Here is a 16,904-nt window from a genome sequence, read left to right as displayed (position 1 = left end):
ACAAACCTAAATGTAATATGATTTTCAATATGAATACGCTGTTATCAAAATATGTAGATATTTCGAATTGTTTTATCCGAAAAAGGCGATTTATCATTTCTATCCTGGGCTTGACAACTATCCTTTGTGCTGTTCAGGAAACAAAAGCGCAGAGCGCAAACCAATTGAAAAAAGCCTGGGATCTTGCTGATCGACAGTCGCAATTGCTCTATAAAGAGCTACAGGTGCTAAAAAAAGCTGATTCTACATTAGCATCTCCACGTACACTCTCCGAAAATAACGAGTTGGTGGCCGTTAAACGAGGCGATTGGACAAGTGGTTTTTACCCCGGGGTTTTATGGTATTTATATGAAAAATCTGGAAAACAAAAATGGAAAGAACTGGCTGGCAAATTGACAGCAACAATAGAAGATGAGCAATATAATGGGAAGACTCATGATATGGGTTTTAAGATCTTCTGTAGTGTTGGCAATGGTTATCGGCTTACCGCTAATCCGCATTATCGGGATGTCATCATCCAGTCTGCAAAAACCTTGGCAACACGCTTTAATCCAAAGGTCGGATGTATTCGTTCTTGGGATCACAATAGCCATCGTTGGGATTTTCCAGTCATTATTGATAATATGCTCAATTTGGAATTGCTATTTGAAGCAACCAAATTGACCGGAGACTCTAGCTACTATCAGATCGCTGTGAGTCATGCAAATACAACGATGAAAAATCATTTTAGATCGGATTATAGTACCTATCATGTTGTAGATTATAATCTGAAAACTGGTGCGGTACAACATAAAAATACCCATCAGGGATTTAGTGATGAGTCTACTTGGGCCCGTGGCGAAGCATGGGCACTTTATGGGTATACCATGTGTTATCGCGAAACAGGTAACCCGAAATATCTAGAGCAAGCAGAGCAGGTCGCACATTGGCTTTTTGCACATCCGCGTATGCCGAAAGATCTGATCCCCTACTGGGATTTTGATGCACCTCATATTCCGAATGAGCCCAGGGATGTTTCAGCTGCCTCCGTGATCGCGTCGGGACTCTTGGAGTTGAGTACATTCAGCGATCAAGGAAAAGACTATTTGACCAAAGCACAGACAATAATGTCTAATCTGATTGATCATTATATGTCTCCTCCAAATAAAAATAAAGGTTTTATACTGTTACACAGCACGGGATCAAAACCCTCCAATTCCGAAGTGGATAAACCCTTAAGTTATGCAGATTACTATTTTTTAGAAGCCTTGCTTCGGGAGGAAAACCTGCGCTCAGGACTGACTCAATCAAGTTTGGTTAGAAAAGACCCTGAAGGAAAACTCATCTATTTTCCAGATGATAAGGGAAATGTCATCCCTGATTTCAGTAAGGTTGGCTATCATCAAGGAAATCGACCGCTCCCTGCCGTAGTCAGTGCTATTTCACTGAGTCCCACAGCGGACGGAACTGACCAGCAGATGATACAACGCGCTATTGATGAAATTTCAACAAGACCCATCGATAAGAATGGGTACCGCGGAGCAATTGTATTAAAAAAGGGAACCTACAATATACCCGGCAGCTTATACATCAAATCGAGTGGAATTGTGCTGAGAGGGGAAGGGGATGCTGAGGGTGAAACATTATTACGTGCTACTGGGCAGCAACAACGTAGCTTATTGATCATTTCTGGTGACGGTAATTATGTTGAAGATTTTGTTAAAACACAGTCGGTTGAAACAAAATATATCCCTGTTGGAAGCAAGTATGTGCTTGTCGGTAATAGTCGAGATCTTAAGGAAGGAGAGCAGGTGCTCCTATCTTACGAACTGAATGCGACTTGGATTGCTGCAATTAAAATGGACCAAATTGTTGCACGTGAAGGAACAAAGCAATGGACAACCAAAGAATATAATCTGAAATTTGAACGTGTTATTTCCGCTATTCGCGGAGATACGCTTTTTTTTGATAATCCGGTTGTTATGGCCATAAATCCGCACTTTGGGAAAGTGTCTGTCACACCCTTTAAATTCGTTGGACGTATCCGGGAAGTGGGAGTTGAAAAGATACGGTTTGAATCTGAATTTGCCAGCGAAACGGACGAAAAACATGGCTGGATAGCCATTGAGATGGATAAAATTGAAAATGCATGGGTACGTAATATTACAGCGCGCTACTTTGGTTATGCTGCAGTGAGCTTAGGACCGTTGGCGAAACAAACGACAGTCATCCAGTCTAAATGTCTTGATGCCAAATCTCAAATAACAGGGGGGCGTAGGTATTCATTCAATAACAATGGGCAACTCAATTTATTTAGCCAATTATATACGACGGAGGGAAGACATGATTATGTCACGGGGGCAAGAACTTTGGGACCGAATGTATTTAGTATGTCTACCGCGAAGACTACGCATGCGGATATTGGTCCGCATCATCGTTGGGCTGTAGGTACCTTGTACGATCAAATCACGACAGATGGCGAAATTAATGTGCAAGATCGGGGTAACTGGGGAAGTGGGCACGGCTGGGCGGGAGTAACTCAAGTCTTATGGAATTGTAAGGTCAGGAGTGCTGCTGTACAACAGCCCTGGGCGTCAGGTCAAAATTTTGCGATAGGAGTTGATGGTGAAAAAATCCCCGGAAGGTTTAAAGACAGGCCTGCAGGTTTTTGGGAAAATCAAAATAAAAAAATGCGAATAGAGTCACTTTATGGGCAACAATTGAACGATAGATTAAATAAATAACTATTGGTGTTTATAGAATGGAATGATTATTTTTATCGTATCCAATTTCAATTATATTCCTCATGATGCTATTGCGTATTTGTATACTCTGGTTTTTCAGTACACTAACTGCCTTTTCGATTTCTCGTGCACAGGAAAAGAACTATCGTTTTTTACATCTTGATGTAAATGAAGGTTTATCGCAAGGCAGTGTTTTTGCAATTGAACAGGATCACCTGGGATTTATGTGGATTGGCACCCGCGATGGACTGAACAAATACGATGGGCGAAAATTTATCATTTACAGAAGCAATCCCCAAGATAGCTTTTCGTTGGAACATAATTTTATACAAGCTATTACCGAAGATAAGAAAAAAAGGCTTTGGGTGGGCACAACAGGCGGTCTCAACCTATACAATCGTGATGCAGATAATTTTATGCGGATCTCCTTACCCGTGGTAGAGAGTAGCAGCGGGAAGATAGAAGTAAATGTTCACCAGATTTTTCAAGATTCTAGAAATGTAATTTGGATTGCAACTAATGTCGGATTATATCGCATCAAGGAAGGTGCTCATTTGGAGGCGGAGCTTGTTTTCAATGAAATAACGGTAGAAGGTAGTAATGACAGATCGCATTTTAGAAATTTTAGAACTATCTACGAGGATGGGAAAAAGAGATTATGGTTTTGCACAGATGATGCAATTGTCCTGATGCAGTCAGCATTAAGGGACGGCAATAGGCTCAAGGTTTTGCGTACGTATTTCAATCAGAAAGGATTGATTAATAAAGTAAATCAGCGCTTTCAGTCGATACTGGAATTTTCTCCCGGAATTTTTTGGGTGGGAACAAAGTATAACGGAATAAAAATAATCAATGAAAATACAGGCGAAGTATCTTCGTTGAGCGGTGACCATAACCATACAGCAAATTTGGAAAATCAGGATGTCCGTTCGCTTAAGAAGGCTGATGATGGAAGCATCTGGATTGGAACATTCAATGGTCTCTATTTATACAGAAATGGGAAATTATTATTTATACACGCTGATGATAACAATCCCAATAGTTTAAGTAACAATTCGATTCGGCCAATTTTTCAGGATAAAAGAGGATCTATCTGGATCGGTACTTATTTTGGAGGAATTAATATCTACGATAAGGATATACCAAATTTTCAGAATTTTACGCATCAGTCCCGACGAAATAGCTTGAGTTACAATGTCGTGAGCGCTTTTCTAGAGGACCCAAACAGAGAGCTAATTATTGGAACAGAGGGTGGGGGACTGAATTATTTTAACCGTTATAAGAGTGAATTTTTTAATGAAAAACATGATAAAAGTAGTGTTGGAAGCTTAAGCCATAATAATGTGAAGTCTATCTGTCGCGATCGTGAAGGAAATTTATGGGTTGGAACGTATGATGGTGGATTAAATTTAAAACGTAAAGGACAGCAGGCATACGAAAATTTTCGTTTTGACCCAAATCTAACAAATGGGCTAGCTAACAATAACGTGTATGCCCTGTTGGAAGATCGCCGAGGTGATATTTGGATCGGAACATTCGGTGGCGGCTTGCAGGTGCTCAGGAAGAATCAAAAGCCTGTCTATTTTCAGACGTTTAATGTAGCTGGCAAACAGTTGAGCTCGAACATGGTTAGAGCACTGTTGGAGGACTCCAATGGCAACTTATGGATTGGGACTTCCAATGGGTTAAATGTTAAAATCGCCGGTACCGATAAATTTTTCTCTTTTTTTAACCACAAAAATGACTCCCTTTCGATTAGTGGTAATGATATAATAAGTATTCATGAAGATAGAAAAGGACAGATCTGGATCGGAACCTACATGGGTGGTTTGAACCGATATCTACCTGATAAAAAAAGCTTCAAACGCTACAATGAACAAAATGGCTTACCGGTGAATAATGTCTTTGGCATCCTGAGTGACCGGAAGAACAAATTATGGTTGAGTACCAACACAGGGATTACTTGTTTCGATCCACAGGAAGGCAGCGTTAGAAGTTATACAAAAGTGGATGGTTTACCCGGTAACGAATATATCCAAAATGCAGCAACCATACTGCGTGACGGAAAATTTGCATTCGGTAGCTTCTCTGGCTTTACCCTGTTCAACCCTGACAGCTTAAGTGTAAATAATTATGTCCCGCCGATACAGTTTACCGATCTCAAACTGTTTAATCGTACGGTCAGACCCGGTGTCGATGGAGTGATTCCAAAGGATATTTCCATGATGGATGAATTGGTGTTAGATCATAATCAGAATGTATTTAGCCTTGAATTCAGTGTGTTGAATTATGTCCATCCTGAAAAAAATCAATATGCTTATTATTTAAAAGGATTTGAACAGGACTGGAACTACGTCACAAACCCAGTAGCTACCTATACGAATTTAGATCCCGGTAATTATGAACTTTGGATAAAAGGATCCAATAACGACGGTATTTGGAATGAAAATGCCCGGGTTTTGAAAATAAGGATTCTCCCGGCACCTTGGAAAACATGGTGGGCCTATACCGGTTATTTTTTGATTTTAGGCTTTGTTGTATTTTTGATTATTCGATTTTTTCATGGTAGAAATAAATTAAAACGTGACCTTTTGATTCGAAAACTCGCCTCCGAACAACAAGAAGAATTGCACGAAGCTAAACTGAATTTCTTTACAAATATCTCACACGAGTTCCGTACACCTTTGTCGTTAATTATAGGTCCATTGAATCAATTGAAAACGGATAATTCTCTGTCCGAGTACGCAAAGGAACATTTGGGCTACGCCACACGAAATGCTGACCGTTTAATGAATTTGGTCAATCAGTTGCTTGATTTTCGAAAACAAGAAGGTGGAAAAATGAAACTGAACTATCAGAAAGTTCTTGTATCCGAATATTTTAAAAACGTTTTATTAAACTTCCATTTTATAGCAGAGAAGAATAATATCCAATTTTTTCTTGAAAATAATATTTCCACCGATTACCAGGCATATTTTGACCCTGAGCAGTTTGAGAAAGTGCTTGTCAACCTCATTTACAATGCCTTTAAATTTACCGATAAGGGGGGACGGATAAAAGTACAAGTTGAACTCGAGGGCAATGGCGATGCAGCTAAATTACTTGTTTCCGTCTCGGATTCCGGTAGAGGTATCCCCACAAAAGATATACCCTTTGTATTTGAACAATTCTATCAGGCAAACACCGAGGGTTTTGTCGCCACAAGTAGCGGTATAGGACTTGCATTATCAAGGTCCATTATCCATTTACATGGAGGCTTGTTAACTGTTGAAAGTAATATGGCTACAAAACCTTCAGCTTATAATACGGTCTTCCGGATCAGTCTGCCGCAGCAGAATTTGCATATAGATGCTTCATCTACAACCGATATTTTAAGCGGAATTACAGAAATGAATGTCTCTGAACAGTCTGAATTGGTAGATGATCGGGGGCTTGTGGAAGTTGAAAATGACCGGACGGCTGATGAGAAACCGGTTATTCTTGTTGCCGAAGATAATGTGGAACTGAGATGTTTTCTTTACGAAAATTTACGCAAGAAATATGTGGTTTTAGAAGCTAATGATGGAAATGAGGCGTTGGCATTGGTTCATACCAGACAACCTGATATTATTATTTCAGATGTAACAATGCCAAATTGTGATGGTATAACATTGTTGCAACAAATAAAAAATGACAATAGCACAAATCACATCCCTGTTATTTTATTAACTGCCCGCACCGCAGACCCTTATATTACTGAAGCCTTTGAAGTTGGTACCGATGACTATATTACCAAACCATTCAGTATGCCACATCTCATGCAGAAGATAGCAAACATTATACAGACGAGAAAACGACTGGAGGAGAAGTTTGTTCAGAACTATCTCATGGGAGGCCAGGGAACAACAGAGACGTCCGAACGCACCCGATTCTTGGATCAGGTATTGGTTACTGTAGAAGATAATCTGGGCTGTGAAAACTTTGGCGTACTGGAATTGACAAAAGCAATAGGGGTGAGCCGATCTGTTTTATATCGTAAAATAAAGCAGCAGACTGGCTTGAATCTGGTCGAATTTATCAATATGGTCCGTTTGAAAAAAGCCGCACAAATATTAGTACACGACAGCGAATTGAGTATCAGTGAGGTTGCCTATCAAGTAGGTTTCAATGATCCAAAATATTTTAGTAAGACCTTTAAGAAATTCTATAAAGAAAGCCCACGTACCTATATCGAGAAATTTAGTGTGAAAGAAAATTAAGGGGACTTGTGTCGCAAAAAAAAGGTTTTCAAACGGGGAGAATGAAAACCTTCAATAACCAATTATAAACCTAAATTATGATGATACAAAAATAGCTGTTTTAAACTTATTCCAAAAATAAAATAGCACTCTTATTGAAATGTGTAGCTTAAAATCTACAATGTTGTTTTATCTGTTTATTTTACAGCCTATTCGTTTTAGCTAGTTTGCTGATGAAAAGAAGAGCGAGCAAGCCCAGTATCGCGAATAAGGCATATCCCAAGCCGATTTCAAGTTGAGAGGAAGGGTTGACTAAGCTGACGGTTCCATAGCTCAGCGAGGAAGTCACCAAGTAGGTAATTCCACCGACTAATCCGCCTGCAATCCCCGCGGACAAGGGGAATCTGCCCAGACAGTAACTGAAATAATTGTTAAATATAAATCCGGCCGTGCAATGGATGGCAAACGCGAAGAATGTCAACGTATATAAATTTGCTAAATAAGGAGAGACCATAATCATGACTAACACCAAGATGATCTGAATAAAATTCGCAATTCGCAATTTGGGGAGGAGGGCTCTCTTGATCAATGCTTTTCCAATAAAGCCCCCACACATCCAGGCCAATCCCATGATAAGTGATGTGTAGCCTGTGGTAATTGCCCCGTAACCCAATTGGTGCTCGATGAAAAATGGGCCACTAAGGTTATAAAACATCACTAGTCCATAGGATATTCCGCACATCAATATCCCAAAAGTAAAGTCGTTTGTTTTTAACATCATTTTAAATTCGCCGATAAGATAGCTGATGTGTAAAGGTTTTCTTTGTTTGATGGTCTCTCCGGAGAAGATCAATTCCAGTACAAAAAGCACGGCACTATATACGGCAAGAACCATAAAGTTAGAACGCCATCCAAACAGGGTTTGCAGGTAGCCGCCAATAAAAGGCGCAATAATAGGTCCAATAGACCAGACGATGGTCATGATACTGAGGTAATGTTTGCGCTGCTCACCTTCATACACATCCACAAAGTAGGCCCGTTTGGAAATCACAACGAACGCAGACAGAATTCCCTGGAGAATACGCATGCCATAAATAACCCAGATATCATGTGTGGTTGCCGTTATCCAAAAACTAAGGATAAAGAGAAACAGTGAAATTAAGTTAATCCGATACCTCCCCCACGCGTCTACCAGTGCGCCCGTGAAAAATTGAGCGACACCATAGCTGATCAGAAACAAGGAAAGTGTTAACTGGATGCTACTTTCGTTGAGACCAAGCTCCGAAGCCATTTGTGGCATCGAAGGAAGATAGATATCTGTAGCAAGTCCTGTAATGGGAACAAGTGCAAAAGCCAGTACCGTCGGAATAAAAGATTGGCGGGGTTTAGAGTTTTTTTCCATTGTGATAATTTGCCGGCAAAAATAATTACATTGATGCATACAAAATATATAGAATTCAAACAAATTATTGTGAAAATCAAACAGCCCATCCCAGGGACATCAATAACAGCAATGTTGACCCAAAAATGACTCAACATTGCTGTAGAAATATGGCCGGACCAAGATCCTGAAAATATTTTCAGACCGCGCTATCGGTATTATCTGGAATTTAGGAAGTGCTGTACAAAAGCATCATCGTTTAGTTCTGGATAATCGCTGTACACACGGTCAATTTCTTCTTTTTGCCCCGGCGATAGTTGCTCGTTTGGATTGATACACCAAATACCCTTCATCAAGCCTTGGCGTGTGAGGACTTCATGGAGGCCCGGTATACAGCCATGAAATGCATTTGCTGGATCAAAAAATGCAGCATTACTGTCGGTTATAGCAATGGCTTTGCTTAAGAGGTGATTTGCTGTCTGATTATCAGGATGGCGCTTGTAATTCTTAATTTCATCCAGAAGTGTTACCGCTTTTTGCGTCCACACCGCCCAATGCCCTAGTAAGCCCCCTTTAAAATCTATAGCAACTGTCTTCCCGTTCACTGGAAATTGATAGGTAGTCATTAGATCATTGACGATATTGTCATCATTGCCTGTATACATGGCGATTTGATCGCTACGATTTGAATTTGCGAGCGCACGCATGACATCCAGGGTTTGGTAACGATTGAAAGAAGCACATTTGATGGCAACAACATTTTCTATCGCAACAAACTCCTGCCAGAAGGAATAGGAAAAAATACGACCACCTACCGAAGGTTGGAGATAAAACCCAAATACTGGAATGATGGCAGCGACTGTACGAACGCGATCAAGTATAGCCTTTTCTGTCCAGTCGTTGAGTCCTCCCATACTCAATAAACCGATATCATAACCATATTTTAGCGCCGTCTTTGCTTCCTGTACGGCTTGTTCGGTAGGCCCACAGATACCTGCAATTTTAAGGAAGGGACGTTGAATCTCTGCCTTGTCCACCTCTTCGCTGGCCCATTTTAAAACAGTTTCGAACAGGTTGATTTTCGGATCACGAATTTCGAACTGGGTAGAATGTACAGCGACGGCAATCCCTCCGGCGCCACTTGCGATATAATATTTTGTCAGAAGACGTTGAGACTCTTCATCTATACTACGGTCCTCGTGAAGAGCCAGGGGATGGGCGGGGATGACGGTTCCAGCCCAGAGATGTTGTTGTAAATTAGCGTCTAATTTTTTCATTAGAATAATTGTTTTTCCTTAAAATTTTCCCTTTCTTTCTTGAAAATGGGTGTCTTTGTTCCAAAGCTCACCGCCGTTCATTAACCAGTGCGCGGTGATATCAATGGCTTCCCTGATGGTCGTTTTTGGATAGCCAAATAGGCGGTGACATTCGGAGGCATTGTTGAGCAAAGCGGTTCCTGCAGCTTGGTTTACAAATACCGGTGTGGTATCAAAATGTTCCGCAAAGCGTTCGGCGATCCAACGGATAGATAGGATCTCAGGACCAGTCACATTCAATATTTTGGCTGGTGTCTGGCAATGTAGTAGAGATCTTAATGCAATTTCATTGGCATCTCCTTGCCAGATTACATTGACATTTTCGGTTGTTAGGTCTATGGGTAATTGCTCCTTGACAGCTTTTGCTATTTCAACCAATACACCATAGCGAAAATCGACAGCATAGTTTAGACGATAGATGAGCGTTGGAGTATGATTTTTCTTGGCGAAATATTCGAAAATACGTTCTCGCCCCAAACAAGACTGTGCGTATTCACCCACAGGTTCTGGTGTGGTTTCTTCGGATACACCCGCTCGATTGATGGGGACAAAAGGAAGTACATTTCCTGACGAAAAGGCCACAATATTGGATTTTTCAAAATGTGAGGCAACCATTCCAGGGAGGTAGGTATTCATCGCCCAGGTGAAGTCTTCATTTCCCGTTGTGCCAAATTTATGGCCAGCCAGATAGATGACATTGGGAACCTGTGGAAGCTGTTTGAGCTGATTGGGATCCAATAGGTCACAGGCAATAGTCGAGATACCGATGTCTTCCAATTCCTGCTGTAGCTCTTTTGTCGAAAAGCGTGAGACGCCAATGACCTTTTTTTCAATTCCAGCAGCCTCAATCGCCCGAATAGCCAATTTAGCCATACTTGGCCCCATTTTTCCGCCAATTCCTAAGAATAGGATATCTCCCTCGATTTTTTTTATGTCTTCAATGAGCTCCGCCGATGGTGCGAGTATCTGTTGCTCTAATGCTGTTAAAGTGTTGTTATCCATAGCTGGTTTATTTGATTAAATTGTAAAAATTACTGATAGCGAGGGCGACGAGCAATACAAGTCCCAGGATGGCCCACAATTTCGTCAATGGTTTGTTTCGGAGATCGCTCATGATTTCCTTATCGTTGGCGATAAGAAATAGGATAATGCCAATAAAAGGGACGAGGAAAATGGTGATGCTTTGCGCAAAAACAATAAGTTCCAAGGGTAGGTTTCCGAAGATAAGCGCAATGACAGAACCAAAAATCATAACCAGGGAAATGAACAGCTTGACTTTCGGATGGTTCAGGTTGTTGCCATAACCAAAGGTATCACCGAGTAATGATCCGCCGAGGACGGCGTTTCCAATTAAGGACGAAAAAGAGGCGCCAAACAATCCGACGAAAAAGAGGTGCGAAGCGTAAGTTCCTAAAAGCGGCTCCAGCGCACGACCCATTTCAGCAGCCGAACTCAGTTTGATACCCTGAGGATGGAGGGTATTCGCGGCACATACCATTACGGCGGCACTCATAATGCCAAGGATAATGATACCGATCCGGCTTCCCATGAGCTGCCTTTGGGTTGTCTGCTGATCGCCGGATAATTTGCGCCGGGATTGTACGAGATAGCTCTGGTAGAAAGCGCCCACAATCGAAAAACAGGAAGCCGTAAAAGCAATGATCAGTCCGACTGAGCTGGGTGGGATACTCGGTACAAATCCTTTGAGAAAGTCGCCTACAGGTGTTTCAATCATAATCGCTGTTGAAAGAAAGGCAAAGAGCATAAGAATAATCAATGCCAGCATTAATTTTTCCAGCAGTACGTAGAATGATTTAAAGAAGAGTAACAGAATACCGATCACATTGAACACAATAATCCAAATTTGCGGATTTGTTCCTGTTGCCTCCGAAATGGAAATAGATACCCCGGTTGCGTTGCCCGATTGGAAGCAGGTGGCGACGAGAAAAATACCGATGCCAATAACAATGGATATCGTCTTCCCGAATTTATTTCGGATTAAAGTAAGGAGGGATTCGTCACGGGCGATGCCGATGCGTGCCGCCATATTGGTGAAAACTGTCATAAAACAGATGGCGATAACGACGACCCAAAGGAGTGAAAAACCATAATCGGCGCCCATTTTTGAGGTAATGGTCATTTTACTTGGGCCGAAAACCAGCGCCGCAGTAATGATACCCGGTCCCAGGATGGATAACCAGTTCTTGAATAAGGAGCGCTTGGGGCTCTGTTGTTGTTCCATAAATTTAGCGTAAAGAGGTTAAGTTCTGTTGGTTGATTTTAGAAGCATTATTCCCAAAATGAGTTCGAATATAATTTGCAACCGCGATGACCTCTTCGTCTTTGAGAAACGAAAATGCAGGCATTGCGCCCTCATAGTTAACCCCATTGATCGACTTACCGCTCAGTCCATGTAAAAGCAGCTTTAATAGTGTTTTGGGCTCACCAATGACCGTGGTTGACTGTGTTAATGGCGGAAATGTATTTGCCAGTCCCTTACCATCAGATTTGTGACAGGAAGCGCAGTAAGAATCGTATAATGTTTGTCCGTTTTTTACGGTCGGCGCGATACTGTTGGCCGTTTGTGGCTTAAGGATGGGAGCGGCCGCGTTGTCTGAAAGCCGAAGCCGATAAATAACATCGTCATCTGGCTTCGGAAATCCTTTTTGCGGATTCCAGTCACGGTTGCTCGAACAGAAATAGATATCGCCGTTGGGTAAAACCAATACCGAGCGCAAGCGGCCAAGCTGATCTTTAAATAAAACTTTTTCATCGGTTATCTTTTTGCCATCGGCTGATAATTTCAGAATCCGTAAGGACTGGTTTTTTAGCGTTGCTAAAATCAAGCTGTTCTGCCATTCAGGGATGGTTGCGGCACCATAATAAGCCATTCCGGAGGGGGCAACCACTGGTGTCCACGATTTTATCGGTTCAGTTCGAGGGCTTAGCTTGGCTATAGCTTTTTCCTTTTCGGTATCAATCATACCTTCAATTTGCGGCCAGCCATAATTTTTAAGGGGCTGGATAAGATTAATCTCATCTTCAATGGCATCCCCATGTTCGGAGGTGTAGATTGTTCCTTTGCCGTTATGGGTAAGCCCCTGCATATTACGGAAACCCCAGGCATAAACACAACTGTTTGCTATCGGATTATCCGAAGGAATCGTACCATCCAAGTTTAACCGTAAGATCTTTCCATTTAACGAACTGCTATCCTGGGCAAAGGTATCACTTGCCGCATCGCCTGTCGCCCAATACACTTTCTTGTCAGAAGATACAATGACGCGCGAACCATTGTGTCCGGTATTGCCGGGTATCTGCAACAGGAGCTTTGGGTTGGACAGTCTGCCATCGGCACTATAATCGTAGCGGTATAAATTTGAAAAAATAAGGCTGTCTCTTTTACTGGTATACGACAGATAGAGGTAGGCCTGCTCGTGTTCAGGCTGATACAGGGACATACCTAACAAGCCGAGCGTACGCTGATGGTAGACGTCTTTTAGGCTGTCGACTAAACTGACCTTTTTTGTTTGTATATCCAGCCTTCGGATACTTCCGCCAATTTCCGAAAATAAAATAGCCCGGTTTACATGATCGTATTGTAAGTCCCATGGAACTTGTAGGCCAGTGGCCTCTTTGGATAAAGAAAGTATGCTGTTCTCCAATTGGATGCTATTGATTATCACTGTCTCCTTTTCGTCCCTTGTAGAGCAGGAAGACAAGAAGAACATCAATGGCAATAACCAAACATAGTTTATTTGTTGTTTCATTGTCGGTCAATGGTTACTTTTTTAATTTATCTGGTTATGTCAAAATTAGTTTATTAAAAATAAATATACAAAAAATAATGTAATTTGTATACAAATTTATTAAATACGCATTGCTAAATTCGATTTAGTGTTCTCATCAATTAATTCTGTAGATGGTTTTATTAGGTTGATCTGTATTTATTACGTATGCAGTTTTGTAAAAAAGTAAAAAAAATATTGAATTGTATACAAAAAATATATATTATTGTATTCACTATGATAAAGTATAGGAGCGAAGTCATTGTAAATTATAAAACGAAATGCCGCTTCTTTAAAATACCAATAAACTGAAGAGCTTATAAATCATTTATTTAACCACTTTAACCTGAGTATTCATGATACTAAAACAGATTAAAATACGGGATGTGATAAACAGGAACTGTCTTTTGGTTGGACTGCCTTTTATTTCAATGGGTGCGTTTGCCTCTGTTCCCTCTTTTCCCTATCTGGAAAAGATTCCTATTCAACGCGTTCTTAATTCGGCAGGGAGCGCAGCAAATTTTCAACAGCAGATCGTTGGGCAGGTGCTCGATGCGAAAGGTCAGCCACTGGCTGGAGTGGAGGTGCGCAATCTTAAAAATTCATCCGTCACGGTGACAGATCAGGAGGGGCGGTTCAAATTGAATGGGTCTTCTTCGGATCAGATTCAGTTTCGCCTGATCGGTTTTAGTCCAAAGGAGGCTTCGGCAAGGGATGTGCAGGCTTTGGTGCTTGAAACGAATGAAAGTACGCTTGATGAAGTCGTTGTAGTTGGTTATGGTAAGCAGAAGAAAGAGACACTGACGGGTTCTATTTCCAGTGTTAGGTTTGATGAGTCAACGGTGAGCCGACCAAACATGAATTTGGCATCCGCTTTGGTCGGTAAGGCATCTGGACTTAATATTGCGCAGACCTCCGGTAGTCCCGGTGCAGAAGGATTTGATCTGTTGATTCGTGGTAAGGGGACAATGAATGATGCTTCCCCTTTGGTTGTCATTGACGGGGTGCCCGGTGCATTGAATGATGTTAATCCCAATGATGTGGAAAGCATATCCGTGTTGAAGGACGCATCATCGGCTGCAATATATGGTTCCCGGGCTGCGAATGGCGTTATATTGGTAACTACCAAGCGCGGGAAGGGAGAAGATTTTACTGTAACCTATAATGGGTACTTCGGGCGTCAGCAAGTGGCTAAAAATATCGATTTTATAACTGATATGGCAACCCATATGGAGCTTGTTAACGAGTCGGAAGGGCGGGAAAAATATGGTGCTGAATTAATTGATACCTGGAGAAAGGAGTCGGCGGCCGGTAATCCGCTGTATCCAAATACAGATTGGTACAAGGAAATGCTGAATACCGCGCCGTTAACCGAACATACGCTGTCTGTTCGTGGCGGCGGAAAAAAAGGAAATTTTGCCATGTCCTTGGGTTTTCTGGATAACAAGGGGGTGGTGGATAATTCCGGTTTCAAAAAATATGATTTTCGGATCAATGCCGATACAAAGATCAAGAATATCTTGACCTTGGGCGGAAATGTTTTTGGTACCTGGTCAAACCGGCAGCCTCTGGATGTGAATAGCTTTTTTGGAGCGATCCGTAATACGACACCGGGGGTCGTGCCACAGTATGAGGACGGCCGTTATGGAGGGGAGATGTTTCCGGGGCTGCCTCAGGGGTCTAATCCAAGAGCTTATGTAGATAATATTCGGGGTGACTACGAAAGGCAAAAGCTTGGGCTTAAGTTTTTTAGTATAGTGAATTTCATGGAAAATCTGGAGTGGGAGAGTAGTTTTGGTTTTAATTACAATAATAACCGGAATTGGGAATATGTGCGGCCTTACTCCTTGTGGAACTTACAGACCGGATTGGAATATCAAAAAAAGCCAAGCGTAAGTAGTTTGTTCAATGGTAGCATCCGTAATTATACAACGGTGCTGAATACCCTGTTGCGGTACCGTGAAACAATTGCGGAGAATCATCATTTGGCGGTATTGCTGGGTTTTGATCAGCAGTATAACCGTATGGACAAATTTGATGCAAAAAAGAATGATATATTGGGGGATGATGCGATCTATATTCTGGATGCGGGGGCAAACCTTGAAGCGATCAATGGTTCCGGAACAGACGATGCCCTTCAGTCTTATTTTGGCCGTTTGAATTATGATTTTAAAGGAAAATATCTATTTGAAGCAAATGCACGCTATGACGGTTCTTCCCGGTTTGCAAAGGAGAATAGATGGGGGTTCTTCCCATCCTTTTCAGCGGGCTGGCGTGTAACGGAAGAGGAGTTTGCGCAACCTTTGAAAGCTGTATTTGATGAAATTAAAATTCGTGGTTCATGGGGTAAGCTGGGGAATAATAGAATCGGCGATTATACTTATCAAGTCGTGTACGGTTCCTATTTGTATCCATTTGGTGGTCAGCTGAAGCAAGGGGTGGCGCCAAAGGAAATTGCGAACAGTAAAATTAAGTGGGAAACGACAACGATCGCTAATGTCGGTTTGGATCTTGCTTTGTTAAATAATAGGTTGACTTTTAGCGCGGAATATTTTGATCGTAACACCTCGGATATCCTGACAAAGATCCCTATTCCGATGGTTATGGGTAATTTCTCGCCACCCTGGCAGAATATTGCCGAGATGCGTAACAGAGGGGTTGATCTTCAGCTTGGATATTTTGGGAAAATAGGTGCAGATTGGTCCTACGGTCTGAATGGTAACCTGTCCTTCCTGAATAATAAAGTGATTAAGTTCAACGGCAATAGATCAATCAATGAAAGTTATATTACGATGGAAGGAAAGCCTTTCAATAGTTTTTATATGCTTGAATTTGATCGAATTATACAGGACCAAAGTGAAATTGATCAATTGAAGACTGATGGTTATACTTTTGGGACATATGTGGGCGGAGAACCTAAACCGGGGGATATGTTGTACAAAGACGTGAACGGCGACAAGGTGTTCAATGAGGAGGATAGGGTTGTCAAGAATTATTCGGGATTGCCTAAAGTTACCTACGGATTGAGTCTGAATGCAGGTTTTAAGGGGTTTGATCTGAACGTCGTGGCACAAGGTGTTAGTGGTGTGAAGCAATATTGGGGTAACGATGGTTTTAATACCTTCAACATCAATGAAGGTTTCTTGCAGAATGCGGAAATATTAAACCGCTGGACAGCTGAAAACCATTCTACCGAATATCCGCGACTGCGTACTTCGGGCAGTGCTTTAAATACCGTATACAGTGACTACTGGCTGCATAATACCTCGTTTTTGAGAATAAAATCGCTACAGCTGGGCTATGCTTTGCCAAAAGAGGCTTCGGCAAAATTTAAAGTGGATAGGTTACGTGTATTCGCTAATCTGGAGAATTACTTTACATTCACAAAGTTCAAAGGTTATAATCCGGAGAACGCCAGTGTCTCTTATCCCTTAATGAAACAATGGGTAGTTGGTTTAAATGTAACATTTTAAGACGAA

The 16,904-nt window shown here is 41.6% G+C and carries 8 protein-coding genes; 3 read left to right on the top strand and 5 right to left on the bottom strand.

Translation table 11 applies throughout. The annotated features are described in order from the left end of the window. Nucleotides 1–29 precede the first annotated feature (29 nt). Both B4A24_RS23810 and B4A24_RS14725 read left to right on the top strand, forming a co-directional pair. On the top strand, nucleotides 30–2,723 hold the full coding sequence (locus B4A24_RS23810; RefSeq protein WP_312399590.1) for a glycoside hydrolase family 88 protein: 2,694 nt from the start codon (nucleotides 30–32) through the stop codon (nucleotides 2,721–2,723). 62 nt (nucleotides 2,724–2,785) lie between these two features. Then, nucleotides 2,786–6,961 (top strand): hybrid sensor histidine kinase/response regulator transcription factor, encoded by a 4,176-nt coding sequence (locus B4A24_RS14725; RefSeq protein ID WP_293945889.1) that lies wholly within the window; start codon nucleotides 2,786–2,788, stop codon nucleotides 6,959–6,961. 181 nt (nucleotides 6,962–7,142) lie between these two features. Here the strand turns inward: B4A24_RS14725 and B4A24_RS14720 are convergent, their stop codons facing one another. The 5 genes from B4A24_RS14720 to B4A24_RS14700 all read right to left on the bottom strand — a co-directional run bounded on the left by B4A24_RS14720 (nucleotide 7,143) and on the right by B4A24_RS14700 (nucleotide 13,407). After that, nucleotides 7,143–8,342 (bottom strand): MFS transporter, encoded by a 1,200-nt coding sequence (locus tag B4A24_RS14720; protein WP_293945888.1) that lies wholly within the window; start codon nucleotides 8,340–8,342, stop codon nucleotides 7,143–7,145. A 197-nt stretch (nucleotides 8,343–8,539) separates the two neighbouring features. Continuing rightward, entirely contained in the window at nucleotides 8,540–9,598 is a 1,059-nt protein-coding gene (locus B4A24_RS14715; protein WP_293945887.1) for a dihydrodipicolinate synthase family protein, read from the bottom strand. Nucleotides 9,599–9,616: 18 nt separating this feature from the next. Beyond that, nucleotides 9,617–10,639 (bottom strand): NAD-dependent epimerase/dehydratase family protein, encoded by a 1,023-nt coding sequence (locus B4A24_RS14710; protein WP_293945886.1) that lies wholly within the window; start codon nucleotides 10,637–10,639, stop codon nucleotides 9,617–9,619. Nucleotides 10,640–10,646: 7 nt separating this feature from the next. Continuing rightward, nucleotides 10,647–11,879, bottom strand: a complete 1,233-nt coding sequence (locus B4A24_RS14705) for an Nramp family divalent metal transporter (protein WP_293945885.1) — start codon at nucleotides 11,877–11,879, stop codon at nucleotides 10,647–10,649. Nucleotides 11,880–11,883: 4 nt separating this feature from the next. After that, nucleotides 11,884–13,407 carry a PQQ-dependent sugar dehydrogenase gene (locus B4A24_RS14700; RefSeq protein ID WP_293945884.1) on the bottom strand — a complete coding sequence of 508 codons (1,524 nt, stop codon included), beginning with the start codon at nucleotides 13,405–13,407 and terminating at the stop codon, nucleotides 11,884–11,886. Between the two features lie 374 nt (nucleotides 13,408–13,781). Between B4A24_RS14700 and B4A24_RS14695 the strand changes: the two genes are divergently transcribed. Then, nucleotides 13,782–16,898, top strand: coding sequence for a SusC/RagA family TonB-linked outer membrane protein (locus B4A24_RS14695; RefSeq protein WP_293945883.1), 3,117 nt, complete (start codon nucleotides 13,782–13,784; stop codon nucleotides 16,896–16,898). The last annotated feature ends 6 nt before the right edge of the window (nucleotides 16,899–16,904 follow it).

This window comes from Sphingobacterium sp. UBA7249 (genome assembly GCF_002472835.1).
In the GTDB taxonomy this organism is placed as follows: domain Bacteria; phylum Bacteroidota; class Bacteroidia; order Sphingobacteriales; family Sphingobacteriaceae; genus Sphingobacterium; species Sphingobacterium prati.
This window is presented reverse-complemented; position numbering and strand designations above follow the sequence as displayed.